Annotated in this window: 21 protein-coding genes and 1 tRNA gene; 8 read left to right on the forward strand and 14 right to left on the reverse strand. The window is 67.9% G+C overall.

The window, feature by feature from the left end; translation table 11 throughout:
• Window positions 1-49 precede the first annotated feature (49 nt).
• The 4 genes from AC5RVV_RS10900 to AC5RVV_RS10915 all read right to left on the reverse strand — a co-directional run bounded on the left by AC5RVV_RS10900 (window position 50) and on the right by AC5RVV_RS10915 (window position 3,459).
• Window positions 50-121 (reverse strand) — tRNA-Gln (locus AC5RVV_RS10900).
• Between the two features lie 110 nt (window positions 122-231).
• Window positions 232-1,815: a putative bifunctional diguanylate cyclase/phosphodiesterase gene (locus AC5RVV_RS10905; RefSeq protein WP_494001414.1), complete on the reverse strand. Its 1,584-nt coding sequence runs from the start codon at window positions 1,813-1,815 to the stop codon at window positions 232-234.
• A complete protein-coding gene (locus AC5RVV_RS10910) occupies window positions 1,805-2,191 on the reverse strand; it encodes a SpoIIAA family protein (RefSeq protein ID WP_494001415.1) in 387 nt (128 codons plus the stop codon). Before AC5RVV_RS10910 ends, AC5RVV_RS10905 begins: the two co-directional genes overlap by 11 nt.
• 206 nt (window positions 2,192-2,397) lie before the next feature.
• Window positions 2,398-3,459, reverse strand: a complete 1,062-nt coding sequence (locus tag AC5RVV_RS10915; protein ID WP_494001416.1) for a hypothetical protein — start codon at window positions 3,457-3,459, stop codon at window positions 2,398-2,400.
• A 173-nt stretch (window positions 3,460-3,632) separates the two neighbouring features.
• Here AC5RVV_RS10915 and AC5RVV_RS10920 point away from each other — a divergent pair, with 173 nt between their 5' ends.
• On the forward strand, window positions 3,633-3,797 hold the full coding sequence (locus tag AC5RVV_RS10920; RefSeq protein ID WP_494001417.1) for a hypothetical protein: 165 nt from the start codon (window positions 3,633-3,635) through the stop codon (window positions 3,795-3,797).
• A gap of 81 nt (window positions 3,798-3,878) precedes the next feature.
• Here AC5RVV_RS10920 and AC5RVV_RS10925 read toward each other — a convergent pair whose 3' ends face one another.
• Entirely contained in the window at window positions 3,879-5,600 is a 1,722-nt protein-coding gene (locus tag AC5RVV_RS10925; protein WP_494001418.1) for an ATP-binding response regulator, read from the reverse strand.
• Window positions 5,601-5,823: 223 nt separating this feature from the next.
• Between AC5RVV_RS10925 and AC5RVV_RS10930 the strand changes: the two genes are divergently transcribed.
• On the forward strand, window positions 5,824-6,798 hold the full coding sequence (locus tag AC5RVV_RS10930) for a DMT family transporter (protein ID WP_494001419.1): 975 nt from the start codon (window positions 5,824-5,826) through the stop codon (window positions 6,796-6,798).
• On the opposite strand, the gene zapE is transcribed toward AC5RVV_RS10930, so the two are convergent.
• Together zapE and AC5RVV_RS10940 are read right to left on the reverse strand one after the other, a co-directional pair.
• Window positions 6,718-7,866 carry a cell division protein ZapE gene (zapE, locus tag AC5RVV_RS10935; RefSeq protein ID WP_494001420.1) on the reverse strand — a complete coding sequence of 383 codons (1,149 nt, stop codon included), beginning with the start codon at window positions 7,864-7,866 and terminating at the stop codon, window positions 6,718-6,720. The two genes, AC5RVV_RS10930 and zapE, sit on opposite strands and share 81 nt — an antisense overlap.
• 167 nt (window positions 7,867-8,033) lie before the next feature.
• Window positions 8,034-8,609, reverse strand: coding sequence for an NADPH-dependent FMN reductase (locus AC5RVV_RS10940; protein ID WP_494001421.1), 576 nt, complete (start codon window positions 8,607-8,609; stop codon window positions 8,034-8,036).
• A gap of 115 nt (window positions 8,610-8,724) precedes the next feature.
• On the opposite strand from AC5RVV_RS10940, the gene AC5RVV_RS10945 reads away from it, so the two are divergent.
• Window positions 8,725-9,225, forward strand: a complete 501-nt coding sequence (locus tag AC5RVV_RS10945; protein WP_494001422.1) for a MarR family winged helix-turn-helix transcriptional regulator — start codon at window positions 8,725-8,727, stop codon at window positions 9,223-9,225.
• 9 nt (window positions 9,226-9,234) lie between these two features.
• Here AC5RVV_RS10945 and AC5RVV_RS10950 read toward each other — a convergent pair whose 3' ends face one another.
• The 5 genes from AC5RVV_RS10950 to AC5RVV_RS10970 form a co-directional block, all read right to left on the reverse strand.
• Window positions 9,235-11,070 carry an ABC-F family ATP-binding cassette domain-containing protein gene (locus AC5RVV_RS10950; RefSeq protein ID WP_494001423.1) on the reverse strand — a complete coding sequence of 612 codons (1,836 nt, stop codon included), beginning with the start codon at window positions 11,068-11,070 and terminating at the stop codon, window positions 9,235-9,237.
• Window positions 11,071-11,139: 69 nt separating this feature from the next.
• Entirely contained in the window at window positions 11,140-12,075 is a 936-nt protein-coding gene (locus AC5RVV_RS10955) for a 4-(cytidine 5'-diphospho)-2-C-methyl-D-erythritol kinase (RefSeq protein WP_494001424.1), read from the reverse strand.
• Window positions 12,076-12,093: 18 nt separating this feature from the next.
• The gene (gene rsmA, locus AC5RVV_RS10960; protein ID WP_494001425.1) at window positions 12,094-13,014 is read right to left on the reverse strand and encodes a 16S rRNA (adenine(1518)-N(6)/adenine(1519)-N(6))-dimethyltransferase RsmA; all 921 of its coding nucleotides are present in this window, start codon (window positions 13,012-13,014) and stop codon (window positions 12,094-12,096) included.
• A 107-nt stretch (window positions 13,015-13,121) separates the two neighbouring features.
• Window positions 13,122-14,234, reverse strand: coding sequence for a resuscitation-promoting factor (locus AC5RVV_RS10965; RefSeq protein WP_494001426.1), 1,113 nt, complete (start codon window positions 14,232-14,234; stop codon window positions 13,122-13,124).
• Window positions 14,235-14,563: 329 nt separating this feature from the next.
• Complete coding sequence (locus AC5RVV_RS10970; protein ID WP_494001427.1) at window positions 14,564-15,517, reverse strand: TatD family hydrolase; 954 nt, start codon at window positions 15,515-15,517, stop codon at window positions 14,564-14,566.
• A 148-nt stretch (window positions 15,518-15,665) separates the two neighbouring features.
• Here AC5RVV_RS10970 and AC5RVV_RS10975 point away from each other — a divergent pair, with 148 nt between their 5' ends.
• From AC5RVV_RS10975 to AC5RVV_RS10985, 3 genes are read left to right on the forward strand one after another with little or no spacing between them, the layout of a single operon-like run.
• Entirely contained in the window at window positions 15,666-16,721 is a 1,056-nt protein-coding gene (locus tag AC5RVV_RS10975; protein WP_494001428.1) for an AAA family ATPase, read from the forward strand.
• 5 nt (window positions 16,722-16,726) lie between these two features.
• Window positions 16,727-18,100: a DUF58 domain-containing protein gene (locus AC5RVV_RS10980; protein WP_494001429.1), complete on the forward strand. Its 1,374-nt coding sequence runs from the start codon at window positions 16,727-16,729 to the stop codon at window positions 18,098-18,100.
• A complete protein-coding gene (locus tag AC5RVV_RS10985; protein WP_494001430.1) occupies window positions 18,097-20,475 on the forward strand; it encodes a transglutaminase TgpA family protein in 2,379 nt (792 codons plus the stop codon). The genes AC5RVV_RS10980 and AC5RVV_RS10985 overlap by 4 nt, the downstream gene beginning before the upstream one ends.
• On the opposite strand, the gene AC5RVV_RS10990 is transcribed toward AC5RVV_RS10985, so the two are convergent.
• Both AC5RVV_RS10990 and rsmI read right to left on the reverse strand, forming a co-directional pair.
• Complete coding sequence (locus AC5RVV_RS10990) at window positions 20,463-21,944, reverse strand: NAD-dependent succinate-semialdehyde dehydrogenase (protein WP_494001431.1); 1,482 nt, start codon at window positions 21,942-21,944, stop codon at window positions 20,463-20,465. The genes AC5RVV_RS10985 and AC5RVV_RS10990 overlap by 13 nt on opposite strands.
• A gap of 219 nt (window positions 21,945-22,163) precedes the next feature.
• Complete coding sequence (gene rsmI / locus AC5RVV_RS10995; protein WP_494001432.1) at window positions 22,164-23,048, reverse strand: 16S rRNA (cytidine(1402)-2'-O)-methyltransferase; 885 nt, start codon at window positions 23,046-23,048, stop codon at window positions 22,164-22,166.
• A gap of 149 nt (window positions 23,049-23,197) precedes the next feature.
• Here rsmI and AC5RVV_RS11000 point away from each other — a divergent pair, with 149 nt between their 5' ends.
• Together AC5RVV_RS11000 and AC5RVV_RS11005 are read left to right on the forward strand one after the other, a co-directional pair.
• Entirely contained in the window at window positions 23,198-24,838 is a 1,641-nt protein-coding gene (locus tag AC5RVV_RS11000) for a dolichyl-phosphate-mannose--protein mannosyltransferase (RefSeq protein ID WP_494001433.1), read from the forward strand.
• A gap of 49 nt (window positions 24,839-24,887) precedes the next feature.
• Entirely contained in the window at window positions 24,888-26,699 is a 1,812-nt protein-coding gene (locus AC5RVV_RS11005; RefSeq protein WP_494001434.1) for an AMP-dependent synthetase/ligase, read from the forward strand.
• The last annotated feature ends 2 nt before the right edge of the window (window positions 26,700-26,701 follow it).

The raw sequence follows: 26,701 nt of genomic DNA on the forward strand, positions 1-26,701 counted from the left end.
AACGGCATCCTACCTGCCGCAGCACCTCCGGTTTACCGGCCGGTGGTCGTTCCGCCCATAGGATTCGAACCTATACTCCACGGCTCCAAAGGCCGGGGTGCTGCCATTACACCAGGGCGGACCGTGCCGCCAAGAACACTGACCCGGTGGCACAAGTGTCCATTTTGCCACGTTTGCCAACCCCGATGCGACTCGGCGGCACGGGCCGCCGACACATGGCATCCGTGCCGGTCACTCCACCGCGGTCGCCAGGCTGGGTGCGTCCTCAAAGGATGGCTCGACGGCCGCCGGCAGGCTGGCACCGCTGCGCAACAGCCGGGCCATGACTGCTGCCGACACCGGCTTGCTGAAATAGAACCCTTGGCCACCGCTACAGCCAAGATCGCGCAATTGTTCCGCCTGTTCCCGCGTCTCGATGCCCTCGAAGATCGCGTCCAGCCCCGCAGCACGAATGAGCTGAAGGACGGCACCGATGAAGTCCTGCTGGGACCCGTCGGCAGAATGCGTAGCAATGATGGACCGGTCCACTTTAACCATGTCAACCGGCAACCGGCGCAGGTAACTGATCGATGAGTAGCCGGTTCCGAAGTCATCGATTTCGATGCCGATCCCGAGCTTGCGCAGGGCCAGCAAGGAGTAGGTCTCCACTTCTCCCCCGGTAACCAGACCGGTCTCCGTGATCTCCAGCACCAGCGACTCGGCCGGCATTCCGGAATCCCTCAAGACGCCCCGAACGTGCTCTACCAGGTCGATGCGTTGGAGCTCGGCTACCGAGAGATTAACGCGGATCTGGAACGCCGGATCCAGGTTCAGTTCGGCGGACCACTGGGCGAACTGGTGCGCGGCCGCCCACAAGGTCCACCGCCCCAGGTCAACAATCAGGCCGGTCTGTTCCGCCATGGGTATGAAGTCGGCCGGCATGACACGTCCCCGCACCGGGTGATTCCACCGGATCAACGCTTCCACCCCGATCGGCAGGCCCGTGCACAGATCCACTACCGGTTGGTACTCGAGCTCGAAGCCGCCGGTCGCGATGGCACCGCGGAGTTCGGACGCCATCTGGTTGTGCAGTTGGCGCGCCTGAAGCATATGGGACTGGAAGACCTTGGTGCGGTTCTGGGGGTCTTTTTTCGCCTCGTACATTGCCGTGTCCGCGTCCAGCAGCAGGCTCTGCGCGGTCTGTCCCGCATCTGCCACCCGGACGCCGATGCTGGCCTGGGGCCAGACGGTGACTTCGTCCAGTTGGATTTCGTCATTGAGCACGCCCAGAATCCGCTGGGCCACCTGGAGCGCGAGGTCCGTCGTCGCGCGCGGAAGCAGGACCGCAAATTCGTCGCCGCCCAGCCGTGCCACCGTATCACCGTCGCGCACGACGGACCTTAGCCTGTTCGCCACGACCGTGAGTACGCGGTCGCCGGCGTCGTGGCCAAAACTGTCGTTGACCTGCTTGAAGGAATCCATGTCCAGCAGGAGCAATGCCGGGGCCCGCTGGCCGGACCGCGCATCGTCGAGCGCGGCGTCCATGTCCTTGGCCAAAGCCGTGCGGTTCGCCAGCCCGGTCAAGGCATCTGTGAGGGCCATCCGGCTCATGTCCCGATGTGCCTGGCGCAGTTCAGCCGTCCGTTGCTCGACGCGCTGTTCCAGTTCCATGTAGCTAAGCTGCAGCTCCTCGGCCAAGAGGTTGACGCCCGTGATGACGGCGTCAATATCGTCGCGTGCCGGCGAGGGGTCGATCCTGGTGGACAGATCGCCTCCGGCCAGGCGGACCATCCCGTCGACCAACTGCTGGAGCCGAGGATCGGCATTATGCGGCATTGTCCCGTTCCAGCCACGCGAGGGCCTGTGGTTCGGAGTCAAAGTAGCGGACAGGGCATTCGGACGGTTCGGCTCCCAGCACGAAGTTGGCTATCACCCGGTCCACCGGAGACTCGCCCACGAGGGCGATGGCGGACGCATTCGTCTGCCGACCCAGCATCGACCGGGCCAGGCGGGAAATCGATGTAACGCCCGTCATCCGCATCAAGACACGGCAAGGGTGGCCGCCGGAAAGCACGCGAAGCTGTGTTGACGTGTGGGCCGCGACTTCGTCGGTGAAGGCTGCTCCGCGCGGAAGATCGACGCTGATGATGCCATCGCCGGCACTGATCACGTCGGCTGCAACGGCATCGGCCGCGCCAACTACGCGCCTCATGCGGCCGCGTCGTTATTGGATACCGCTCCTGCAACCCTCTCGGGCCAGCCATGACCTAGCACGTGCATCCGCTCCCCCAACGATTCGATGGAAGCTTTCGCTCCCGTCCAACAAATCCAGAACTTACTGCTTTAGAACTGCCAATCGTTCACAGCGTAAACGAACGGAGTTCACGACACGCTCAATGACACGATGAAGAATGCATGTTACGAAGCCCGCGGAAACTCGGCGATTTCTGCGGCCACTTGGGCCGCCCTGTCCTTGGCACCGGCTTGGACGAAATACGTTTGGCTGTCCTTCAAGTGGCGTAGGGCCGATGCACAATCGCCTTGTTCGCGCAGGGCCTTCGCAAGCAACATATGCGCTTCACCCGCAGTCTGATGTGCCATTGATGGAGATTCGGCACATATCGGCACGAGCAGCCGGATAGCATCATCAAGTTCACCCAGTCGGAAGTGCCAGTGAGCCCGGTTGAAGTGATTCAAGCGTTCGACATCGTCCGTTATCCCAATGATGGAGGCCGCCAACTCTGCCCGGTCCATACAATTTTCGGTTTCCATATCAGCGATTCCTGCAGCTAGCCGCATCGCCGCTGAAGCCCTGTTGAACCAAGCCCACAGAGACAAGTCATTCGACGGGGATAGGTGTTCCGCTGCCAACTGGTGGTAACGGACGCCCTCGGCTGACTGCTGCCTTAAGAAGGCGACATTGCCGACGGCCCAGTATCCCTTGCCCGCCATTTGAGCGTCACCGGATTCATCGAGCAATCTGATAAGGACCTCGCATTGCTGCCAGGCTTCTTCCAGTCGGTCATTTTCAGCCAAGGCAGCAACCTCGGCGGAGAGCGCCGCAACCTGAATCTCGTTTCGCAAAGGAGCCGACTCACCTAGCGAGACTGCGGTACTGGCTAGTTTGAGCGCGTCGGCCAATTCGCCCGCCCCTTGAGCAGCAACGGATTTGATTGTGAGCACGCGGCAAAGTAGTTCCGGCGAGGCGACGGTCAGCGGATGCATCTCTAACGTTTGAGCGGTACTGATGCAGTCGTAAAATCGGCCCATGTCTCGGAAGCACTCGGCTTCCAAGAACGTCATATGCCACCATGTCCCTTGATCATTCTCTGCGAGGGCTTGGTCGGCGCGTTCTCTCGCTCCAAGCCTCGCCTGCACATAGTCGCGCTTTGCGAATGCATCTCGCGCCCTAAGCTCAAGCAGAATGCCATCACCTGCGGCCGACGCCAACACCATGTGCGTTCCTCTCAACTTCGTCATCCGAATAGATCAGACGCTCTGGGATCAATCTTATTCGCTTTGGGTTGCTTTCCGCCGCACCCAAATGTGTCGTTTCACCACTAGCTCCAAAGCCCTGAACTCTGTAGACTTACGATGTCATCGCCATCTGCATGCATTTGCAGAGTCATGCATAAACTAATACGGGAGCCCACATGAAGAAATTTTCCGCAGCTGTTCTGGTTGCAGCGGTCCTTGCGGTTGTTGGTGCAGCGGCGCCCGCAGCGGCAGCCAGTTCAACTGATCTGTCTAACGTCGTTGTGCAGAGCAAAGCATTCGATGGTGCTTACTCCATTAACGCAGGCAACTGGCCGCACTAAGTAAGTAAATAGAGCGGGATTCCCGCTCGCCGGCTGAGGCCGTGGCATGCATCTTCGGACGCGTGCCACGGCCTTTGTGGTTTAAGAGACAGCGACGGCGTCCGACGCGTTGGCGGGTTGCTGTTTCGGTCCGGAATCCAGCGGCAGTGTAATCGTGAAGGTCGTGCCGATGCCGACCCTCGACTCCACGGAAATATCGCCGCGGTGCTGGTCGACCATCCCCTTGACGATGGCCAGGCCCAGGCCGGTGCCCTGGATGGCATGGGCGTTGGACGCCCGGTAGAAACGCGAGAAGAGCTGGGGCAGGTCTTCTTCCGGGATGCCGATCCCGCTGTCGGCGACCTTGACCACGGCGCAGGGGACGCCGTCGTCGTTCTTGCCGCCGAGGCCGACCGTGACCCGCACCTCCCCGTCCTGCGGCGTGAACTTGACGGCATTGGACAGGATGTTGGTGAAGACTTGCTCCAACATCTTGGTATCGCCGTCAGCGGCGAGCCGGGTGTCCAGACCCTCACCGACCAGTTTTACGTTCTTGGCCTGCGCCACCGGTTCCAGCGCGGTGGAAACCGTGCGCAGGAGGCGTGGCAGGTCCACCGGTTCCGTCTTCAACCCGCTGCTCTGGAAATCCATCCTGGACAAGGTGAGCATGTCTTCGATCAACTCGCGGAGCCGCGCGGCATTGCGACCCACGATCTTCAGCATCCGCGCCACTGATTCCGGGACCTCACCGGCGTCTCCATCCAGCACCAGCTCCAGGTACCCGGCGATAGAGGTCAACGGAGTCCGGAGCTCATGGTTGACCGTGGCCACGAAGTTCGACTTGGCTTGGTCCAGCTCGCGAAGCTTTTCCACGACCTGTTGTTGAACTGTAATCAGGTGCCCCTGAATCAGACCGTGGGCCAGGTTGCCGGCTACATGCTGAAGCAGTGAAATCTCGGCCGGCGACCATGGCCGCGGCTGCCCCGTGCGGATCAGGCACAGCAAGCCGAAAGCCTGCGGGCCCTGCCCCAAGGGCGCGAGCAGGGACAATTTGCCCCGGGGGGTGGCGAGCCATTCGGCCACATGGGGATATGCGGCGATATCGATGCCGCCGTCGTCGGCCGACGTGAGCACGCTGTGCTTGGCCCAGAGCGCCGAGGACAGCTCCAGCACCTGTTCGTCGCTGCGGTAGGGCATGGAGCCCTGGGTGGATTCGCTGATCCATTGAGCGGTGGTATGCGGCACTCGTTCGTCCGCCAGGGTACGCACCCAGACGTGGTCGGCTTCGAAGGCCTCGCCGATGCCACGCAACGCGAGGTTGATCATTTCGTCCGGGTCATTCGTACTGCGAATGCCGTCGGACACATTCCGGATCCGCTCCCGCAGGACGGCCACCCCGTTGCGTTCCCGTCGCCGGTGTTCCGATCTCGCGAGGGTCACGCGGACACGGTTCACCACACTGGCGGCCGTCAGCGGCTTGATCAGGTAGTCGGAGACGCCCAGCTCGTAGCCGCGTTCCACCAAGTGCAGCTCGTCCTCGGTGGCCATGAGCATCACCCGCCACTGCGCGCCCGGCTGGCTGTCCGACAGCCGTCGCACGGCTTCCATCCCGGCCAGGGACATATCGGCGGCGTCCACCAAAAGGATGTCGGGCGGGTTGCGCTGCACCTCGGCCAACACCTCGGCCGCGGAAGTCAACGCAGCGACCGATATGCCGGCATCGCTCAGGACGCTGCGCAGGAACCCGCGGGTCGCAGGGTCCACGGCGCCGACCAGGACGGTTGGGCGCGCTGCCGCCCCGGGCTCACCTGCAACGGTCCGCACTGCATTCCTCCTGCATTGAACGCGGCCCGGTGTCGTCCCGGCCCCCCGACGTTATGAATGAAGAGTAGCAGTGCTCTCACCGGTACGACGCGAGGTTCCGTCCTGCCTCCGGCGCGCACCCGTCCCCCATCAGGACCGGTGCAGGCCCCGACACCTGACGCGGGAAGCAGACATTCCGGTCCGGCCCGGCCGGTGCACTGCCGCTTGGGTTAGCGTTGCCACCATGACACACGTCCCGCGGATCGCCGCCGTCCCGCTTTCGGTCCTTGCGGCCATCATCGTGACGGTCCTGGCGTGGGCCAGTGCCTTCGTCGTGATCCGCGGCGTGCTGCCGCATTTCGGGCCCGGTCCGCTCAGCCTGATGCGGCTCGCCATCGGCTCGGCCGCACTGGCACTGCTGTTGGTCGGGCGGCCGTGGGTCAGGCCGGGCCGCCGGGCGTGGTTGCTGATCGCCGGCTGCGGCCTGTCGTGGTTCGGCGTCTACAACTTCGCCCTCAACACCGCGGAGCAAACGCTCGACGGCGGCACCACCGCCATGATCGTCAATCTCGCACCCGTGCTCACGGCCTTGGGCGCCGGGCTGTTCCTGGGCGAAGGCATCCCCAGGTGGCTGGCCATCGGCGCCGGAGTCGCTTTCTCGGGAGTCGTCATGATCGGCTTCGGCACCGGTGGCGGCGCCGCCGGCGGCGTCGGGCTGCTCTGGGCGCTGGCAGCGGCGTTGACGTACTCCGCCGGGGTGCTGCTCCAGAAGCCGGCCCTGGGCAGCGTGCCGGCCGGGCAGGTCACCTGGTTGGCCTGCAGCATCGGTGCACTCTCATCGCTGCCGTTTGCCGGTGACCTTTTGGCGGAACTGCGCACCGCCCCGGCCGCGGCGACCTTGGGCGTGGTGTATCTGGGGTTGGTGCCCACGGCCCTGGCTTTCAGCACCTGGGCCTATGCCCTGGCCCGGATGCCGGCCGGGCAACTGAGCGTTTCGTCCTACCTTGTTCCTCCGGTCACCATCGTGTTGGGGTGGCTGTTCCTGAGCGAGACGCCCACCGTGCTGGCCGTCATCGGCGGCGGGGTGTGCCTGCTGGGCGTTGCGCTGTCCCGCCGGCGCGACCGGCGGGAACGGCAGTCAGGGCGCGGCACCCACCCGGCCGAGGGTGCCCAACCGGCTGGCAATGCGGGAGATGTCGACGGCGGACGGGCTGGCTGACGAGGCCAGGTCAAGCGGCTCCGCGCTGATGACCGTCAACGGCACGTCGGCGTCATAGAGGATGTCCACAATATTGCTGAAGCGCTGCCAGCCGTTCATGCTGATCGCTTCCCGGGGCGGCACACCGCAGATGATCCAGTGGGCGGCATGCGCCAGCAGGCCCAAATAGTCGGAGGCGGCGGTGGGCCCTTCGCACAGGTCGCGGAAATCAAACCACAATTCGGCCGGCGTGCTCCGAAGGACCGGCAGCGGCCAGCTCCCCGGCCGCAGTTCGCGCGCCTCTGCCGCGGACGGCCAGTGTAGGCCCGCCTCGGCAACCCGCGGGTCGCCGGGACCGTCCGGGGCAACGACCATGGCGCCGTCGCCGAACCGGCCGGGGCGGGCACCGCCGTCGTCCGACCGGCCGTCGGCGCGACCGGCGGGCTGCGTGCGGTAGTCGACCGGGCCGGCGACGGGGGCAACGTGCATGGTGCGGCGGATCAGGGCGATGGTGGGCTCGAACAGCTCATGGAAGACCTCGCCGGGCATCAACTGCTCGGGCGGATAGTTCGAGGTGGTGACCAGCACTATGCCGCGGCGGTGGATTTCACGCAGCAGCCGGGCCAGCAACTGGCCGTCCCCCGGATCGTGGACGTGGAATTCATCCAGGACCAGCAGGGCGCAGCCGCGCAGCAAGCCGTCGATGGCCACGTCGATGGCGCTGGTACCCGGCGGCCGGGCCTCCGGGTCCTGCGCGTCGCGGCGGAGGGCGTGCAGTTGTCGGAACAGGTCGTGGAAGTGCCAGCGCTGTTTGTCCGGCACGTCGACGGCATCGAAGAATGCCCGGGCCAGCCAGCTTTTGCCCCGTCCGACGGGACCCCAAAGATACAGCCCGCGGCGCATCCCCGGCAAAGCGGGCAGTCCGGCGCGGAGCGGCGCGGCGGCTTCGGCGAGCAGGCGGGCGGCCCTGTGCTGGTCTTCGTCGAGGCGGAAGCCAGCTGCCGAGGCGGCCTGCTCAAGATGGTCGAGCATCCGGCGGCGGCTGGGGGTCCGCCCCCGCAGGCCGGCCGCAGCGTTTCCTGCGTCCACGACGCGTCCCTCCTTCTCCCGGTACCAACGAAACCCGACCCGCCGGTGCCATCGTTCCGGCCGTCCCCGCCTTAACGGCGCGGGGCGCCCCGGCTTCCCTGACGGGAGGTACGGAGCGCCCTGCGATGCGGAGCGTTAAGCGGCGCGAAGCCGCCGGGGGCCGCAGGTTAGTTGGCGGCGACAGCTGCGGCCCGGACGGACTCCATGGCCTTGGTCCACGGGATGAGCTGGTCGATCATCGGAGCCAGGGTGCCGGCGTTCTGCTCGGTCGGCTTGAAGTCGGCGAAGTTCTCGAAATCGGTGAACAGCGAGAACATGACCTGGTTGCGCACGTGGGCGATCTGCAGTTCGGACAGGATGTTGCGCAGGTGCTCAGCGGCACGGGCGCCACCCATGGAACCGTAGGAAACGATGCCGGCGGCCTTGTTGTTGAACTCGACGTTCAGGTAGGACAGGGCGTTGGTCAGGGCAGGCGTGACGGTGTGGTTGTACTCGCCGGTGACGAAGATGAAGCCGTCGAACTCGCTGATCTTGGCCGAGAACGCCTTGGTGTGGTCGTTCTGGTAGTTCTGGTACATGGCCGGGTAAGCTTCGTCCAGCAGGGGCAGGTTGAAGTCGGCGATGTCGACGACCTCGAACTCGGCGTCGGTGCGGCCGGCGGCCTGGGCGAGAACCCAATCGGCAACCTGCTTGTTGACACGACCCGGACGGGTGCTGCCGGTAACGATAGCGATCTTGGTCATAAATAACCCCTTCGAGGTCTGGTCCCGACGTGCCAACATTGTCGACGCGTCATGGTTTTGTTGACACGTCAATTATGCAGGGCGGAAACTTGAATTGTCAACCAAAGGCGAGGAAGTGACAGTCGTGAACTCCGACACCCGCTGGCTGGACGATCACGAGCAAGAGATCTGGCGCGCCTTCCGGGAATTGCTGTGGGGCTTCGAGTCCGCCATGGACCGCCAGCTGCTGCGCGACTCCGACCTGTCCGGCGTGGAGTATTCGGTCCTGGCGTCCCTGTCGGAGGCGGACGAGGGCGTCATGCGGGCCCGGGACATCGCGCAGCAGCTGGACTGGGAGCGCAGCCGGCTGTCCCACCTGCTCAAGCGGATGGAAGCCCGCGGGCTGGTGGAGCGGGTGGCGTGTGCCACGGATGCGCGGGGTTTCAACATCTCGATGACCGACGCCGGCTGGGATGCCATCCGGCAGGCCGCCCCCGGCCACGTCAGCTTCGTCCGCGAGAACGTCTTCGATCCGCTCTCGGCCGCGGAGCGCGAGGCGCTGCTCTCGGCAACCGCCAAGATCCAGCGGTCCATCCGCGACGCGGGCCTCTGGGGGAACAGCGGCAGGTCGTCCTGAGCCGAGGGATCACTCCAGGATTTCGGAGACCTCCAGCCACTCCATCTCCAGGCCTTCCTTCTCCTCGGCGATTTCCTGCAGCTTGCGGTTCATCTCCGCCAGCCCGGCGAAGTCGACGTCGGACTTGGCACCTGCCGCGTGCATCTGCTCCTTGAGCTTGTCCTCCTGCTGGCCCAGTTTGCCCAGTTGGCGCTCGATCCGGTTGAGGTCCTTCTTGGCCTGGCGCTTGTCCGCTTCGCTGTGCACGGCGCCGGAGGATGGTGCGGCGGTGGCGCTTGCGCCGGCCGGGGACGGCGCGGGCCGGCCGGCGAGCGCCGCTTCGCGGAGCTCAAGGTACTGGTCCACTCCCCCGGGCAGCCCGCGGAGCTTGCCGTCGCCCAGCAGCGCCACCTGATGGTCGGTCACCCGTTCCAGTAGGTAGCGGTCGTGCGAGACGACCACGAGCGTGCCCGGCCAGCCGTCGAGCACATCCTCCACGGCCGCCAGCGTGTCCGTATCCAGGTCGTTGGTGGGCTCGTCCAGCATCAGCACGTTCGGTTCCCCGACCAGCAGCCGCAGCAGCTGCAGCCGCCGCCGCTCCCCGCCGGACAGGTCGCGCACCGGCGTCCACTGCTTCTCCTTGGAAAAGCCGAGCTGTTCCACCAGCTGGCTGGCGGAAACCTCGCGTCCGCCGATGTTGAAGACCTGGCGTTCGCGCTGAATCACCTCCACCACTCGGAGGTCCATGACATCGTCGAGTTCGCGGACTTCCTGCGTGAGCATGGCCGTCTGCACCGTCTTGCCGCGCTTGACCTTGCCGGCCGTGGGCTGGATCTCGCCGTTCAGCAACCGCAGCAGGGTGGTCTTGCCCGCCCCGTTGACGCCGACCAGGCCGAGCCGTTCCCCCGGTGCCAGCCGCAGCGTGATGTTGTCGAACAGCGCGGCGGGCCCGCCGTCGCCGTCCGTGGGCCGGGCCGGCGGGGTGTAGGAAACCTGCTCCAGGTCCAGCACGTCCTTGCCGAGCCGGGCGGTGGCCATCTTGTTCAGGGCCACCGCGTCCCGGGGCTCGGGCACGTCGGCGATCAGCTCGTTGGCCGCTTCAATCCGGAACTTCGGCTTCGCGGTCCTGGCGGGAGCACCGCGGCGCAGCCAGGCAAGCTCCTTTTTCACCAGCTGCTGCCGCTTGCCTTCGACGACGGCAGCCGTCCGGTCGCGTTCCGCACGGGCCAGCACGTAGGCGGCGTACCCGCCGTCGAACGGGTCGACGGTGCCGTCGTGGACCTCCCAGGTCCGGGTACACACTTCGTCCAGGAACCAGCGGTCGTGGGTGACCACCAGGAAGGCCCCCTCGGTGGGGCGCCACCGCGTCTGCAGGTGGCGGGCCAGCCAGGCGACCCCCTCGACGTCGAGGTGGTTGGTCGGCTCGTCGAGCATGATCACGTCATGGGGCTCGATCAGCAGCTTGGCGAGGGCGACCCGGCGGCGCTGCCCGCCGGACAAGGACGACACCGTCGCGTGCCAGTCGACGTCGCCGACGAGGCCGTTCATGATTTCGCGGATCTGCGGGTTGGAGGCCCACTCGTACTCGGCCGCTTCGCCGACGATCGCCACGCCGACCGGCAGGTCTCCGTCCAGCACGTCCTGCTGGTCCAGGTAGCCCACGTTGACGTCGCCGCGCTTGGTGACCCGGCCGTCGTCGGGCGTGGCGCGGTGCGCCAGCAGCCGCATCAGGGTGGACTTGCCGTCGCCATTGCGCCCCACCATGCCGATCCGGTCCCCTTCGTTCAGGCCGAGGGACACCGAGTCCAGGATGGTGCGGGTGGCAAAGGAGACGCTGACGTTTTCTGCGCCGAGCAGGTGGACCAAGGATGCTGCTTTCTGTTGCGTTGGTGGAGGCGGACGCGCCGCTGTCGTTCCAGGGGCGGGGCCGGGCGGTCAGGCCATGATGCGGGCGCCGTGCACCGGTCCGCGGACCGGCAGGGCAACCACGCCGGCGACATCCGCGAGCCGCTGCCCCAGCTCGGCCGCCTCGCGCCGTCCTGCGGTCAGGAAGGCTACCGTCGGCCCGGACCCGGAAACCAAGCCCGCCAGCGCGCCTTCGGCCTCGCCCAGTTCAAGGATATCGGCCAGTTCGGGTGCCAGCTCGATGGCGGCCTCCTGCAGGTCGTTATGCAGGCAGCCGGCCAGCTGGTGGACGTCGCCGGACTGCATTGCCTGCAGGATCGCCGGGTCCACCTGCTCGGGCTCGTCCGGGACGTGGCCGCGGCGGGCGCGCAGGTCGTCGGCCACGGCGTAGACCTTGGGCGTGGACAAACCGAACGAGGCGGGCACCAGGACCCAGTGCATTTCGCTGCGTGCCAGCGCCGGCGTCAGCCGGTCGCCGACCCCCAGTCCGACGGCCACTCCGCCGTGCAGCGCAAACGGCACGTCTGCGCCGAGCCCGGCGGCCAGGCCGATCAGCTCGTCCCGGGAGTAGCCGGTGTTCCAAAGCGCACTGCACGCAACCAGGGCGGCGGCCGCGTCGGCGGAGCCGCCGCCCATGCCGCCGGCAATCGGCACCCGCTTGGTGATGTCCAGGTGCACGCCCTGCGCGTGTCCGGAGGTTTCGCGGATCAGGTCGGCGGCCTGCACCGCCAGGTTGGAAGCATCCAGCGGGATGCCGTCCAGATCGAAGTCCAGCCCGGGCCCGTTGCGCACGCTGACCGTGATGGCATCGTCCTCACGCGCGGTGGCGGTGACCTCCTCATACAACGAGAGCGCCAGATAGACGCTGGCCACCGAGTGGTAGCCATCCGGTCGCGGGCCGCCGACGCGGAAGGAGACGTTGATCTTTCCGGGCGCCATGACGCGGACGGGACGTGTTCTGGTCATATCGATGCCGCCACCTTCCTAGCCGACAAGCGGATGGTTGAACTCGGCGATGCGGGCAAAGGCGGCAATGTCCAGCACCTCTCCGCGGGCGCCGGGGTCCACGTTTGCCAGCCGCAGCGCTTCCTCGGCCCGGGCGGCGCTGCCGGCCCAGCCGGCCAGCGCGGCGCGCAGCGTCTTGCGGCGTTGCGCGAACGCCGCGTCGATGACGGCAAACACTTCATGGCGCGGGGCCCGGGTCACGGGCGGCTGCCCGCGGGTGAACTCCACCAGCCCGGAAGCGATCTTGGGTGCGGGCCAGAACACGTTCATGCCGATCACCCCTGCCTTGCGCATGGTGCCGTACCACGCGGCCTTGACGCTGGGCACACCGTAGATCTTGGAGCCGGGCTTGGCCGCGAGCCGGTCGGCCACCTCGTCCTGCACCATGACCAGTCCGTGCCGCAGCGACGGGAAGTGCTCCAGCAGGTGCAGCACCACCGGCACGGCCACGTTATAGGGAAGGTTGGCAACCAGCGCATCCGGGGCCTTGGGCAGTTCCCTGACCCGCAGCGCGTCCGCCAGCACCACGTCCAGGCGCCCGGCGGCACCGGGACGCCATTCGGCCGCTGTGCGTTCCAAGCGGGCGGCGAGTTTGGGATCGATTTCGACGGCGACCACGTGCCCGGCCGCGTCCAGCAGCCCGAGCGTGAGCGACCCCAGGCCGGGCCCGACCTCCAGGACTGTCTCGCCGGGGACAACATGGGCGGCAGCCACGATCCGACGGATGGTGTTGCCGTCGATCACGAAGTTTTGCCCGAGGGTCTTGGTGGGACGCACGTCCAGTTCGGCCGCGAGCCGGCGGACGTCGGCCGCTCCCAGCAAGGGTCGGGTGTGGGCGGGCGCGGCTCCCCCGGCGTCGTGCCGAGAGTCGGTACCGGAGGCGGATTGGGGTTCTGTCACTGTGCCATCGTATCGGGCCGCCGGCCGCGGCCGTGGCGGCGCCGCCCGGTTAACGCACCCCGGGCCCGGGCAACGAAGCCCGGGCCCGGTGGCAGCAAGCGGATGCCTTACAGCAGTCCCAGCTTGGCGGCACAGGCCGGCCAGTGGCCCCAGCCGCCGTTGCTGCGCAGCACTTCGGCGGTAGCGATCTGCTCGCTGGGCGTGGCCATGTAGGCGTAGGGCGCGTACTTGCCGCCGCCGGCTCCGAGCCAGGAGCTAGCGCTGAACTGCAGTCCGCCGGAGTAGCCGTTGCCGGTGTTGATGGACCAGTTGCCGCCGGACTCGCATTCGGCGAGCGCCTGCCAGGTCCCGCCGACGTTGGCGTTGTTGACCTTGGCCGGACGCTTCTTGGTGCCCACCGTGATCTTCTGGCTGACCGGTTCGCGGGTGACCTTTTCGCTGACGAGTTTCCGGTCGGTTTCCTTGCCGTCGGTGAGGACGACCTCGTAGACCTTGACGCGTTCGCCGGGCTCCCCGGCCCGGGTGACCTTCTCTTCGTCCTCGTACATGGCGGAGTTGGTCGTGGTGGCCGTCTCGAACGGGACGGACTCGGCCTCCTCCACGCGTTCGCGGTCGATCCGGGTCACTTTGACCTTGGTGCCTTCGGTCACCGGCTCGGCCTCGGCAACGGAGAGCTTGTCTTCCTTGCCCAGCTTGATCTTCTGTTCCTGCAGCAGGTCGCCGATGGTGGTCGCGGTGGTGATTTCCTTGCGGGTCTCGCCGTCGACAGCGATGGTGACGTTCTTCGGCGTCGAGATCGTCACCGCGCCCACCGAGGCCAGCTCGGCAGTCAACGGGGCGGACAGGGCCGACTCTTCGGTGACTTCCAGTTCGTCCAGCAGTTCCTCGACGGTGGCGGCGGTGGTGTGCACGGTGGAGGCCTTGCCGTCCACGTTCACGTCCACGGGTTTGGCGGTGACCACTTCGATGCTGGCACCGTCGGTGATCTCTTCGCCCACCGCAGGGGTGACGTCGTCGAGCTCGCCGACCTGCACCTCGGATTCGGCCAAGACGTCTGCAACGGTGGAACCGAACGTGGTGACGGTGCTGGCCTGCCCGTCCACGGTCAGCGTGACCGACTTGTTGTTGCCCACAAAAGCCACCAGCCCGAGGACCAAGGCGGTCATGACGACGACCTGGCCGGCGATCTTCACCCAGCGGTTCTTCAGTGCGTTTGTCACGGTTCCCGAATCTGTTGCAGTTTCCGGGCACGGGGACACTAAGACACGCGCGTGGGAGGTGCCGGTTTTCACGGCACGGTGCGAGTGCAGGCTGCACCCGCGGCGGCTGTTTGGGCGTACGAACGGAACGTCCAACGGCTACCGCCACAGGTGTCACAATGTCCGGTTGCCTTCCCCGACCCCGGCCATTAGCTACCTACCGTAATCGAAACGTGACATGGCGACAAGCGGCGCCTGCTGCGGGCGGCACCGGGCAGTGGACGCCGCTTTGCCGTTCGGGCAGCCCGGCATGCTCGTTTCGGGTCCGGCCCGGGGAAGTTACGCGCGTGTTATTCCTGCTGCCAGGAGCCGTAAACGCGCTCCGTGTTTTCCGCCACCTCCGTGCATAACTCCGCCAGGTCCTTCCGGAGGACCTCGGCCATCGCGCGCATGGTGTAGGGCACCAGGTAGCTGGCGTTCGGCCGGCCCCGGTAGGGATGCGGGGTCAGGAAGGGCGCGTCGGTCTCGGCCAGCACCAGGGCCGGTTCCGCGACCGCCAGGGCCTCACGCAGGCCGTCGGCGTTCCTGAAGGTGACGGTTCCGGCGAAGGACATGTGCCAGCCGTTGTCGTTGCAGGTCCCGGCCAGCGCCGCGTCCCCGGAAAAGCAGTGGAAGACAACTTTTTCGGGGGCTCCCTCCTCGAGCAGGACGCGGACCACGTCGTCGTGCGCGTCCCGGTCATGGATCTGCAGGGCGAGGCCCAACCGCTTGGCGATGTCGATGTGGCGGCGGAACGATTCCTGCTGGGCGCCCCGGCCTCCGCCGTCGGTCCGGTAGTAGTCCAGTCCGGTCTCCCCGATCGCCCGGATCCTCGGGTGCGCGGCTATCGCCTCGATCTCCGCCAGGGCCTCCTCCAGCGTCCCCGCGTCCGCCAGCGGGGGTACGTCGTTGGGGTGGATGGCCACCGCTCCCAGCAGCCTCGGCTCGGCCTCGACGGCCTGCAGCGTGAAGCGGGCGGATTCCAGGTCGCAGCCCACCTGGACGGCACCGGCAACGCCGACCGCCTCGGCGGCGTCCATCGCCTGCCGGACCGTGACCGCCACCGGTCCGTCGCGGAAGTCCAGGTGCGTGTGGTTGTCCATCACCGGCACGGGCAGCGGCTCGGGTGCCGGCGGATAGCTGAGATTACGACGCCGGCCGTCCCCCTCGGTGGGGCTCCGCACCGCCGTCGTCCGGGCTGCGCTGCTGTCAGCGGTGTAGGCGGGAGGAGTTTCGCCGGCAACGGCGGCTGCAGGATGGGACATGTTTCCAGCCTACTGAAGCGCCGGGTCCGATTCCGCCGTGAAGGGAGGCGGGCCCGCCAGGCGGGGTCCGCGTGTCTACCGCATCACACAGCCAGCAAGTAGGGTTGGATCAACCGGCCCTCGGGGAAGGCACACCGGAAGGTACTTCATGGACACGCAGCAGCACATGGCAGAGGCCGGGACCGTCCACTCCGATCCAGCGGGTTCGGGGCCGGGTGAGGGCCTCGAGGCCGGTGAGGGCCTCGCGCTGACCGAGTTCCACGACGCCTGCGGCCGGATCAGGGCCGCGATCGAGACCGTCATCGACGGCAAGTCGGAGGCGGCACGGCTGGCGCTGACGGTGCTGTTGGCCCAGGGGCACCTGCTGCTGGAGGATGTGCCCGGCGTCGGCAAGACCATGCTGGCGAAGACGCTGGCCAAGACCATCGACTGCAGCGTGCACCGGATCCAATTCACGCCGGACCTGCTGCCCTCCGACGTCACCGGTGTTTCCATCTACAACCAGGACATGCACCGGTTCGAATTCCGCCCCGGACCGGTGTTCGCCAACATCGTCATCGGCGACGAGATCAACCGTGCCTCGGCCAAGACCCAGTCGGCGTTGCTCGAGTGCATGGAGGAACACCAGGTCACGGTGGACGGAAACACCTATCCGCTGGATACGCCTTTCATGGTGATCGCCACCCAGAATCCGATCGAGATGGAGGGCACCTACCCGCTGCCGGAGGCCCAGCGCGACCGTTTCATGGCCCGGATCTCGATGGGCTACCCGGATCCCCGCGCCGAGATGGAAATGCTGGAGACCCACCAGTCCGTCTCGCCGCTGGAGGGCGTCCGCCCGGTCGTCACGGTGGGCGAGGTACGCAGCATGATGGCCATGGTCCGTGATGTCTACGTTTCGCCGGCGGTGAAGGAATACACGGTCAACATCGGGCGGGGCACCCGCGAACACCCGCACCTGCGGCTGGGAGCCAGCCCGCGGGCCATGCTCCAGCTGCTGCGCGCGGCGAAGGCGACGGCGGCCCTGGACGGCCGCGACTTCGTCCTGCCCGACGATGTGGCCTCCGTTGCCGAGGCCGTGCTGGCGCATCGTTTGATCCTTGACCGCAAGGCGATGACGGCCGGCGAAGACGCCTCCAGCGTGGTGGCGTCCGTGCTGGCCAAGGTTCCCGTGGGCGGCGAATCCCGCCGCGCCTCTTCCTGACGGCCATGGACGCGTTCGGCTGGCTCCCCACCAGGTATGTCACCCTGCGCGGGTGGGGCGTGCTGGCGGCTGGCGTGCTGGCGCTGCTGCTGGCGCAGATCCTGGGCCGCAGGGACCTGCTGACCCTGGCGGTGTTCCTGATTGGCCTGCCGCTGCTGGCCGCGGCGGCGATGGTGCTCCTCAAGCCGCAATTCACGGTGGAGCGGAAGTTCCGGCCCGCGGCCGTCGAAACCGGCCTCGTGGTCCAGGTCCGGTTGTCGGTGCGCCGCAACGGGGGCCTGACGGGGCTGGTGTACATGGAAGAGCAGCTGCCGCTGCGCTTCGGCAAGGCCCCGTCCTTCCGCTTCCCGGCGCGGCACCCGTCCCGCTCCGGGGCGAGCGTGTATGAGTACAAGCTCCGATCCAGCAAGCGCGGGATGTTCGCCATCGGGCCGGTGACGGCGGATTTTTCCGACCCGTTCGGGCTGGCCAACCACCGGCATCAGCTGGGCGAAACCAGCGCGTTGGTGGTGCCCCCGTCCCCCGTGGAACTGCCGGCCACCTCGCTAACCGGCGCCCGGGGTTCGGACGGCACGGCGAGCACCCGGCGGCAGGCCAATCCCAGCGACGACGACGTGATGACCCGCGAATACCGCTACGGCGATCCGATGCGCCGGGTCCACTGGGCGGCGACGGCCCGTCACGGCGAGCTCATGGTCCGCCAGGAGGAATCGGTGACCACGCCGCAGGCGACCATCGTGCTGGACCGCCGGGCCGCGGCCTACGGCACGGGACTGCTGCCGTCCTTCGGCGATGGCACCGACCCGCACGGGGACCTGCTGCACACCTCGCCCTCCTTCGAGTGGGCCGTGACTGCTGTGGCCTCGGCCGCCAACGACTTCCTGCAGCGCAACTACACCGTCCGGTTCCTGGACGTCCATGCCCGGGCGGCAGTCCTGGAGTCCCCCTCGGCCCCGTCGCCCGGCCAAGAGCAATTCGACGGGCCCGCGGGCTACCAGGACCTCGCCGAGGGGCTGGCCGCGTTGGGGCTGGCCGAAGACCACCGGAAGTCCGACCGGCATCCGGGAGAACCGGCGTTCGGGGACCGGCTGATGGACAAACTTGCGGCACATAAGTACAAGGGGCCGTTGGTCGCGGTCCTGGGCCAGATCAGCGCCGGCGAAGCGCGCCTGCTGGCCCCGGCCGCCGAATTCGGCTCCCACGCCTTCGCCCTGATCGTCACCGACCGGCCGCAACAGGCCCGGGCGACGATGGACGTGTTGCGTGCGGGCGGCTGGCGGACCGTGGCGGTCAGCCCCAAGGCCTCGCTGCCGGCGGCCTGGGCGCACTTCGACCTGGTCGGCCGGATCGATCCGGTGGGAACAGGAGCGGTCACGTGACCCTCACGGTCGACAAGCAGGCGGAACTCCGCGGCCCGGACACACCCGGCCGGAGCGGCGGGCGGCCGCCCTCCCCCGGCGTCGCGCCATGGTTGATGAGCGCCGCCGTCGCACTCGCCGTCCTGCTCACGGCCGCCAGCCTGCACGGGGTTCTGGAGGGCTGGAGTTGGCTGTTCCAAGCCGCCGTGACTGTCTGTTGCACCGAGGCGGGCACGGGGCTGGCCCGCCGGCTGGACTGGTCGCCGCTGGCCGGGGCGCTGCTGGGACTGGCAGGCCTGGTCATGTCGGTCACGGCGATGTTCCTGGCGCCGACCGGTCTCCTGGGCGTGATCCCCGGGCCCGGCACGTTCGCTGCCCTTGATCCCATGTTGGAGGAAGCCCGGGACACCGTTGTGTCGCAGGTCGCTCCGGTGCTGGTCAACGACGGCATCGCGCTGGCGGCCTGCGTTGGTGTGGGGCTGATCGCCCTGCTCGTGGATACGCTGGCCGTCCCGCTGCAGATGCCGGCCATCAGCGGCCTGGGCCTGCTGGGCCTGGCCATCGTTCCAGCCATCATCAAGCCGAACAGTATCGGAGCGGCGGGTTTCCTGGCCGCCGCGGCGGGTTACCTGCTGGTACTGGGCTGCGCGCAGTGGCTTGCCGCCGGCGGCAGCGGCAGGGGTCGGCTGGCCTCCGTTGAGCAGATCCGCCGCGCCGTGAGCATAGCGGCGGCCGGTCTCGCGGTTTCGCTGGTGCTCCCGCTGGCCATCCCGGGCTTCACGTCCGGATTGTTCCCGGAGGGCTCGAGGCTCAATTGGGGCGCGCCGACGGGCCTCAACCCGGTGGTGAGCCTGGGCGACAACCTCCGGCGGCCCGGGGCCTTCGGGAGGATGACCTACGCCACGGATGCCGGGGAACCGCTCTATCTGCGCTCGGTCACGCTGGAAAACCTGACCGGCGCCCGCTGGAGCCCGAGCGACTTCGACGGCCACCGCCGCACCGGCATCGATGAACTCGAGGTGCCCAGCGTGCGGAACCTGTTGACAGACGGCGAGGTGACCACCACGAGGATCAGTACGGCATCCTTCACCAGCCCCTGGCTGCTGGCCCCCTACGCTCCGGCGCGGGTCACGGGCGTCCGCGGCACGTGGAGCTGGGATCCCCGCACCCTCAACATCCGCGGCGAGTCCGGCACCACCACCGCCAACCAGGAGTACGAGGTGCGCAGCGTCAGGCCGGCGCTGACCAGGGAAGCGCTGCGGGCATCGGAACCGTCGAACAACCCCGTCGTCGATCCTGTCTTCTCCGAGCTACCGGAGGACATGCCGGACATCATTGCAGACACCACGGCGACCGTGCTGGCGGGTTTGGAGAATCCGTACGAACAGGCCATGGCCATCCAGACGTACCTGCGGACGTCCGGATTCGTGTACTCGGAACAGGCTCCGGTCGACGGCGGCTACGACCAGAGCGGTTTCGAGGTCGTGGCCTCATTCCTGGAGGAAAAGTCCGGCTACTGCATCCACTACGCCGCCACGATGGCGATCATGGCCAGGATCGCGGGCATTCCCAGCCGGATGGCGGTCGGCTATGCGCCCGGGCGTCCCACCGGTGCGGTCCTTGAAGACGATACCGGCAGGGAGCTGGAGGAGTTCGAGATCGATTCCCGGGACGCGCATTCCTGGCCAGAACTCTTTTTCAATGGAATCGGCTGGGTCGCCTTCGAGCCCACGCCGTCGCGGGGAGTGTTGCCGGCCTACGCCCAGACCGGACCCGCCGGCGGCCCGGTGCTTCCCAACGACGACCCGCTCAGGCCCGCGGGGCCGCCGCCGGCCGCCACCGACACTCCCCGGGATTCCACTGCCTCCGGCTCCTCCGGCCTGGCGGAGGAAGACATGCTCTCGCAACGGCTGTGGTCGGCGGCGGCCGCGGCCCTGGTGCTGGCCGTCCTCCTGTTGCCGCTGGTGCTGCGCCGGCGCCGGACCGGCTGGCGCCGGGCAGCGATGGCCGGGGGCGGCGGGGGTGCCGCCCTGGTCACCTGGGCGGAAGCCGTGGATACCGCGGAAGACCTCGGCTGGCCGGCCGCGGCAACGGAAACACCGCGGGCCTTCCAGCAACGCCTCGACGACGCCGGCGTGGTCACCGGGAAGTCTTCCGTTGCCCTGGCGCGGCTGCGGGCTGGCTATGAGCGGGCCGCGTATGCGGCTCCGGAGGCGCCGCCCCCGGGCGGCGCCGGCGCCGCACGGTGGTCCGATGTGGAAACCGTCAGGGACAGGCTCCTGGAGCGGGCCGGATGGCGGCGCCGCCTGGCCGGGCTGTTGTGGCCGGCGTCGCTGTTCCGCCGCCGGCCGCCCCTGGGGGACGGCCGGCCGACGGATCGGAATTACCGGGCGTAGGGATCCGCGATGCCGATGTACTGGACCGTGGTGTACTCGTCCAGGCCCTCCGCGCCGCCTTCGCGGCCCATGCCGGACTGCTTCACTCCGCCGAACGGGGCGGCGGCGTTGGAGATCACGCCGGCGTTGTAGCCGACCAGGCCGAACTCGATCTGCTCGGAGACGCGGAACATGCGGTTCACATCGCGCGAGTAGATGTAGGAGGCAAGGCCGTACTCGGTGGCATTGGCCAGGGCGATGGCCTGCTCTTCGGTTTCGAACGTGGTCACCGGGGCAACCGGGCCGAAGATCTCGCTCTGCAGGATATCGGCGTCGTTCGGAACGTTGGACAGCACGGTCGGCTGGTAGAAGTAGCCGTCGCCTTCCACCGGCCCGCCGCCGGTGCTGACGGACGCTCCGGCTTCCACCGCCGCGGTCACCAGGGCATGCACGTCGTCACGGGCGCCGCCGTCGATCAGCGGGCCCACCGTGGTGTCCGCTTCGGTGCCGCGGCCCGGCTTGAGGGCCTTCATGGCGTTCGCAAACTTGGTGGTGAATTCCTCGGCCACGGAGGCCTGGACCAGGAAGCGGTTGGCGGCCGTGCAGGCCTCGCCCATGTTGCGCATCTTGGCCGCCATGGCGCCGTCGACGGCTTTATCCAGGTCGGCGTCTTCGAAGACGATGAACGGGGCGTTCCCGCCGAGCTCCATCGAGGTCCGCAGGACGTTGTCCGCCGCGTCCTTGAGCAGCTGCTTGCCCACCGGCGTGGAGCCGGTGAAGGAAACCTTGCGCAGGCGGGAGTCCTGCATCAGCGGCCCGGAGATGCCGGAAGCGCTCTTGGAGGAGACCACGTTCAGCACGCCTGCCGGGAGGCCGGCCTCGATCATGGTCTGGGCGAAGAGCTGGCTGGTCAGCGGGGTGAGCTTGGCAGGCTTGAGCACCATGGTGCAGCCGGCGGCTACCGCGGGACCGACCTTGCGGGTGGCCATGGCGAGCGGGAAGTTCCACGGGGTGATCAACAGGCAGGGGCCGACCGGCTTGCGCTGGACCAGGATCTTGTTCTTGCCCTCCGGCGTGGTCAGGTAGCGGCCGTAGTCGCGGACGGCCTCCTCCGAGAACCAGCGCAGGAATTCGGCACCGTAGGCCACTTCGCCGCGGGATTCGGCCAGCGGCTTGCCCATCTCCATGGTCATCAGGAGGGCGAAATCCTCCGAGCGCTCGGTCACCAGCTCGAAGGCGCGGCGCAGGATCTCGGCGCGCTGGCGCGGAGCCGTGCGGGCCCAGGCGGCCTGCGCGCTGTCGGCGGCGTCGAGGGCGGCGAGCGCGTCCTCGCTGGTGGCCGAGGCCAGGGTGGCCAGCACCTTGCCGGTGGCGGGGTCGTGAACGTCAAAGGTCCCGCCGTCGGATGCGTCGCGCCATTCGCCGTTGATCAGCAGGCCGGTGGGTACTTTGGCGAGCAGTTCTGCTTCGCGGGCTGCGGTTTCAGCCATGGCGGTGCCTCCAAGTGTTCGGGATTGTGTCCGTGGGCGCAGTTGCCCGTTTTCCTTCACGGTAGGTGCTCCGCTTCACGGGTGTAAATGCGAGGGTGCACTACGTTCCACGGCACCTACTGTGCAGATCGACAATACCAATCCGGCGGCCGGGTGAGGGTCACAGAGCGTGCAGATGACGACATCCAGGACATCCGGCGGCACCCGCTTCGCTGAGAGTCAGCGCCCGCCGGGAGCACGGGCGGCCAGGACCGCGGCGTAGAGCTCGCGTTTGCTCACCCTGGCATCGGCCGCGACGGCGGCGACGGCGTCCTTTAGCCGGGCACCCTGCGTCACCAGCGCGTTGACGCCGTCCACGTGGTCTTCGGGCTGTTCGGGCGCTGTTTCCGTCGCGCCGGCAACCACCACGGCGATTTCGCCCCGGACCTCATGGCTTTCGGCCCACTCCAGCAGTTCCCGGACCGTACCGCGCAGCACTTCTTCATGCAGCTTGGTCAGCTCCCGGCAGACCGACGCCCGCCGGCCCGGGCCGAATCCGGCGTCGAGGGCCCGCAGCATGGCCGCCAGCCGGTGCGGCGCCTCGAAGAAGACCATGGTCCGGCGCTCGGCGGCGAGCTCCGCCAGCCGCGCGGCGCGCTCCCCCTGCTTGCGGGGCAGGAAGCCCTCGAAGGTGAAGCGGTCGGTGGGCAAGCCGGACAGCGCCAGCGCCGTGAGCACGGCCGACGGCCCGGGCACGGCAGTGACCAGCAGGCCCTCCGCCACGGCCGCCTCCACCAGCCGGAAACCGGGATCCGAGACGGCCGGCATGCCGGCGTCGGTCACCATCACCAGCGTGCTGCCGGCACGGACCAGCTCCAGCAGGTCTGCGGTACGGGTCGCCTCGTTGTGTTCGTGGTAGCTGATGATCCGGCCGGCGGCCGTGATACCCAGCCGCTGCAGGAGTTTGTGCAGGCGGCGGGTGTCTTCGGCAGCGACTACATCGGCCGTCTGGAGCAGCTCGACCAGCCGCGGGGAGGCGTCCCCGACGTTGCCGATCGGCGTTCCGGCCAACACGATCTGTCCTGGCTGTCCCCCTGCCGGGACGCCCCGTTCCTGCTCATTCACATGGACAACCCTACCTGCGGCGTTGCCCTCTTTCACCGGCGCCTTATATAGAGTCGGTATGTGCCCCACTGCAGCGAGGACCGCCGTCCGGCAGCCGACGTCCCGGCCTGTGGCGCCGCGCACCCCTGCACCTACCGGCCGGTAACATAATGGCCGTGACCCGAACCACGCCTCAGCCGGCGGCGGTTGCCCCCCGCCACGGCTGGCTGGAATCGCCGGGACGGGCGTTCAGCGAGGCGGTGCTGCGCCGCCGACTGCTCGGTCTTCCGGCCCGGTTCGGGCCTTGGGCGTGGCTGCTCCCCGTACTCACGGCCGTCCTCGGCGGGGTTTTGCGTTTCTACCGCCTGGGTGAACCGGGTTCGCTGGTGTTCGACGAAACCTACTACGTCAAGGACGCCTACTCCTACCTGCAATCCGGCTACGAACGCGAATGGCCCAAGGACGCCAACGACTCCTTCAATGCGGGCAATCCGGACGTCCTCCTCGATACCCCCGAATATGTGGTGCACCCGCCGGTGGGCAAGTGGATGATCGCCGCCGGCATGTGGCTTTTTGGTTCCGACAACGGTTTCGGCTGGCGTTTCGGCGCCGCACTCACCGGCACGCTGTCCATCCTGATGATCGCCCTGATCGCACAGGCGTTGTTCAAGTCGCCGGCGCTGGGCGGGGTCGCCGGTTTGCTGACGGCCATCGACGGGCACCATCTGGTCCACTCCCGGACGGCTTTGCTGGACGTCTTCCTCATGTTCTGGGTGGTCGCCGCCTTCGGCGCGCTGCTGCTGGACCGCTTCGACGGGCGACGGCGGCTGGCCGCGAAAATCGCCCGGCAGGCTGGTCCCTCCGGGGTGCCGCCCCCTTCGCGGCTGCTGTACGGTCCCTGGGTGCTCTGGCGGCCGTGGCGGCTGGTTGCGGGGGTCTGCCTCGGGCTGGCCGTGGGCACCAAGTGGTCGGCGCTGGCGTTCGTCGCGGTGTTTGGCCTGATGTGCGTGTTTTGGGACCTTGGCGCCCGGCGTGCCGCGGGGATCAGGGAGTGGTTTTGCGCCGGCGTGATCAGGGACGGGGTGCCGGCGTTCTTCACCATGATTCCGGCCGCGGCGGTGACCTATCTGGCGGCCTGGACCGGCTGGCTGCGCTCCGACGATGCCTACGACCGCAACTGGGCGGCGTCGAACCCGTCCGCGGCCTGGGGGTGGCTGCCGGACTGGCTGCGCTCGCTGGCCGAGTATCACCGCAGCGCCTACACCTTCCACAACGGCCTGGATTCCGAGCACCCGTACGAATCCAATGCCTGGACCTGGTTGTTCATGGGCCGCCCGACGTCGTTCTACTACCATGCCGAAGAAGCCGGCCAGGGCGGGTGCGAGGCGGCCACCCGCTGTTCCGAGGCGGTCACGGTGGTCGGCAACCCGCTCATCTGGTGGGCCGCGGCCGCCTCGCTGCTGGTGCTGCTCTTCTATTGGGCCGGGCGGCGGGACTGGCGGGCAGGGGCGATTCTGGCGGGAGTCGCGGCCGGTTACCTGCCCTGGTTCCTCTACCCCGACCGGACCACGTTCTTCTTCTACGCGATCGCCTTCCAGCCGTTCCTGGTCCTGGCCCTGACCTACGTGCTCGGGCTGGCGCTGGGCCGGGCGACGGATCCGCCGTGGCGCCGGCGCCAAGGCGTGCTGGTGGTCGGGCTCTTCGTGGCGGCCGCACTCGCGGTGTCGGCATTCTTCCTGCCGGTGTGGACCGCAGAGATGATCGGCTACGACCAGTGGCGCTGGCGGATGTGGATGCCAAGTTGGATTTGATGCAGGCAAGACAACACGACTTTTACCGGATTCAGAAAGTGGGCACGACGTGCGCGAAGCAGTAACCGAAGTGCTGGCAGCGATGCCGGCCGGGTCGAACCTGACGGACATCCTGGTGGCCCAGCATCAGCGCGACCCGCAGCGGGCGCTCTATGCGGTCAAGCGCAACGGCGCCTGGTCCGATGTTCCGGCCGCCGAACTCCTGGCCCAGGTCAGCGCCGTGGCGAAGGGCCTGATGGCCTCCGGCATCGAAGCCGGAGACACCATTGCCGTGATGTCCAAGACCCGGTTCGAGTGGACGGTTGTGGACCTGGCCGGCTGGTTCGCCGGTGCGGTGGTGGTTCCCATCTACGAGACCTCGTCCCCGCACCAGGTGCAGTGGATCCTGCAGGACTCGGCGGCGAAGCTGGTGTTCGCCGAGGACGCAGCCAAGGCCGCCGTGGTGCGCCACGCCATGTCCGGGCTGCCGGCCGCGCTTCCGGTCTGGCAACTGGACGGGAAGGCCGAGGGGCTGGCTGAGCTGGAGGCCCGCGGAACCGCGGTCACCGACGAGGAACTTGAACTGCGCCGGACCTCCCGGGGCATGCAGGACGCGGCCTCGCTGGTCTACACCTCGGGCACCACCGGCCGGCCGCGCGGCTGCATCATCACGCATGGCAACTTCGCGGAACTTGCGGTCAACACCGTGGAGTTCCTGGCGGACATCCTCAAGCGCCCGGACGCGAAGTCGCTGATGTTCCTGCCGCTTGCCCACGTGCTGGCCCGGGCCGTGCAGGTGATCTGCCTGACCGCCGGAGTGAAGATGGGCCACACGTCCAGCATGGCGGAGTTGATCGAGGACCTGCGCACCTACCAGCCCACCTTCCTGCTGGTGGTTCCGCGCGTGTTCGAAAAGGTCTACGCCTCCGCCCGGCAGAAAGCGCACGACGGCGGCAAGGGCAGGATCTTCGACGCCGCGGCGCAGACAGCGGTCGCCTACTCCCGGGCACGGGATGCGCAGGCACGCGGCACCGGCGCCGGGCCAGGGCTGGCGCTCAAGGCCCGGCATGCCGTGTTCGACAGGCTCGTCTACGGGAAGCTGCGCGCGGCGTTCGGCGGGCACGTGGAGTACACCGTCTCCGGCGCTTCCGCATTGAATCCAAAGCTCGCGCACTTCTTCACCGGCATCGGCGTGCCGGTCCTGGAAGGCTACGGGCTCACCGAATCCACTGCCCCTGCGGCGGTAAACCTGCCCGGCGCCAACCGGATCGGCACCGTGGGACTGCCGTTGCCCGGCACCACCATCAGAATCGCCGACGACGGCGAGGTCCTGATCAAGGGCATCGGCATCACCCGCGGCTACCACAATAACGACGACGCCAATGCCGAGTACTTTCGGGACGGCTTCTTGTGCACGGGGGACGTCGGGACGTTGGACGACGACGGCTACCTCACCATCACCGGCAGGAAAAAGGAGCTGCTGGTAACGGCGGGCGGCAAGAATGTCGCTCCGGGTCCGCTGGAGGACGCGCTGCGCGAACACCGGCTGGTGTCCCAGGCGGTGGTGGTCGGCGAGGGACGCCCGTTCGTCGGGGCGTTGGTGTCCCTGGACGAAGAGGGCCTGGCCGGCTGGCTTTCGTCGGCCGGCCGCGGGCCGGTCGGCCTGGCCGAGGCCGCCGAAGACCCGGCGGTCCTGGCCGAGCTGCAGCAGGCCGTGGACCAGGCCAACCAGCTGGTTTCGCGGGCGGAGCAGATCCGGAAGTTCGCGGTCCTCGGACAGGACCTCACCGAGGCCTCCGGGCACCTGACGCCGTCACTGAAGCTCAAGCGCGTCACCGTGCTGGAAGACTTCGCCGGCGAGATCGATTCCCTGTACCGCTAGGC

The organism is Arthrobacter sp. MDT2-34-1, from assembly GCF_059091365.1.

What these genes read in the sequence shown, in the direction of transcription:
- AC5RVV_RS10905 (WP_494001414.1), bottom strand. Translation starts at nt 1,815, where the DNA reads ATGCCGCATAATGCCGATCCTCGGCTCCAGCAGTTGGTCGACGGGATG.
- AC5RVV_RS10910 (WP_494001415.1), bottom strand. Translation starts at nt 2,191, where the DNA reads ATGAGGCGCGTAGTTGGCGCGGCCGATGCCGTTGCAGCCGACGTGATC.
- AC5RVV_RS10915 (WP_494001416.1), bottom strand. Translation starts at nt 3,459, where the DNA reads ATGACGAAGTTGAGAGGAACGCACATGGTGTTGGCGTCGGCCGCAGGT.
- AC5RVV_RS10920 (WP_494001417.1), top strand. Translation starts at nt 3,633, where the DNA reads ATGAAGAAATTTTCCGCAGCTGTTCTGGTTGCAGCGGTCCTTGCGGTT.
- AC5RVV_RS10930 (WP_494001419.1), top strand. Translation starts at nt 5,824, where the DNA reads ATGACACACGTCCCGCGGATCGCCGCCGTCCCGCTTTCGGTCCTTGCG.
- AC5RVV_RS10940 (WP_494001421.1), bottom strand. Translation starts at nt 8,609, where the DNA reads ATGACCAAGATCGCTATCGTTACCGGCAGCACCCGTCCGGGTCGTGTC.
- AC5RVV_RS10955 (WP_494001424.1), bottom strand. Translation starts at nt 12,075, where the DNA reads ATGACCAGAACACGTCCCGTCCGCGTCATGGCGCCCGGAAAGATCAAC.
- AC5RVV_RS10970 (WP_494001427.1), bottom strand. Translation starts at nt 15,517, where the DNA reads ATGTCCCATCCTGCAGCCGCCGTTGCCGGCGAAACTCCTCCCGCCTAC.
- AC5RVV_RS10975 (WP_494001428.1), top strand. Translation starts at nt 15,666, where the DNA reads ATGGACACGCAGCAGCACATGGCAGAGGCCGGGACCGTCCACTCCGAT.
- AC5RVV_RS10980 (WP_494001429.1), top strand. Translation starts at nt 16,727, where the DNA reads ATGGACGCGTTCGGCTGGCTCCCCACCAGGTATGTCACCCTGCGCGGG.
- AC5RVV_RS10990 (WP_494001431.1), bottom strand. Translation starts at nt 21,944, where the DNA reads ATGGCTGAAACCGCAGCCCGCGAAGCAGAACTGCTCGCCAAAGTACCC.
- AC5RVV_RS11000 (WP_494001433.1), top strand. Translation starts at nt 23,198, where the DNA reads ATGGCCGTGACCCGAACCACGCCTCAGCCGGCGGCGGTTGCCCCCCGC.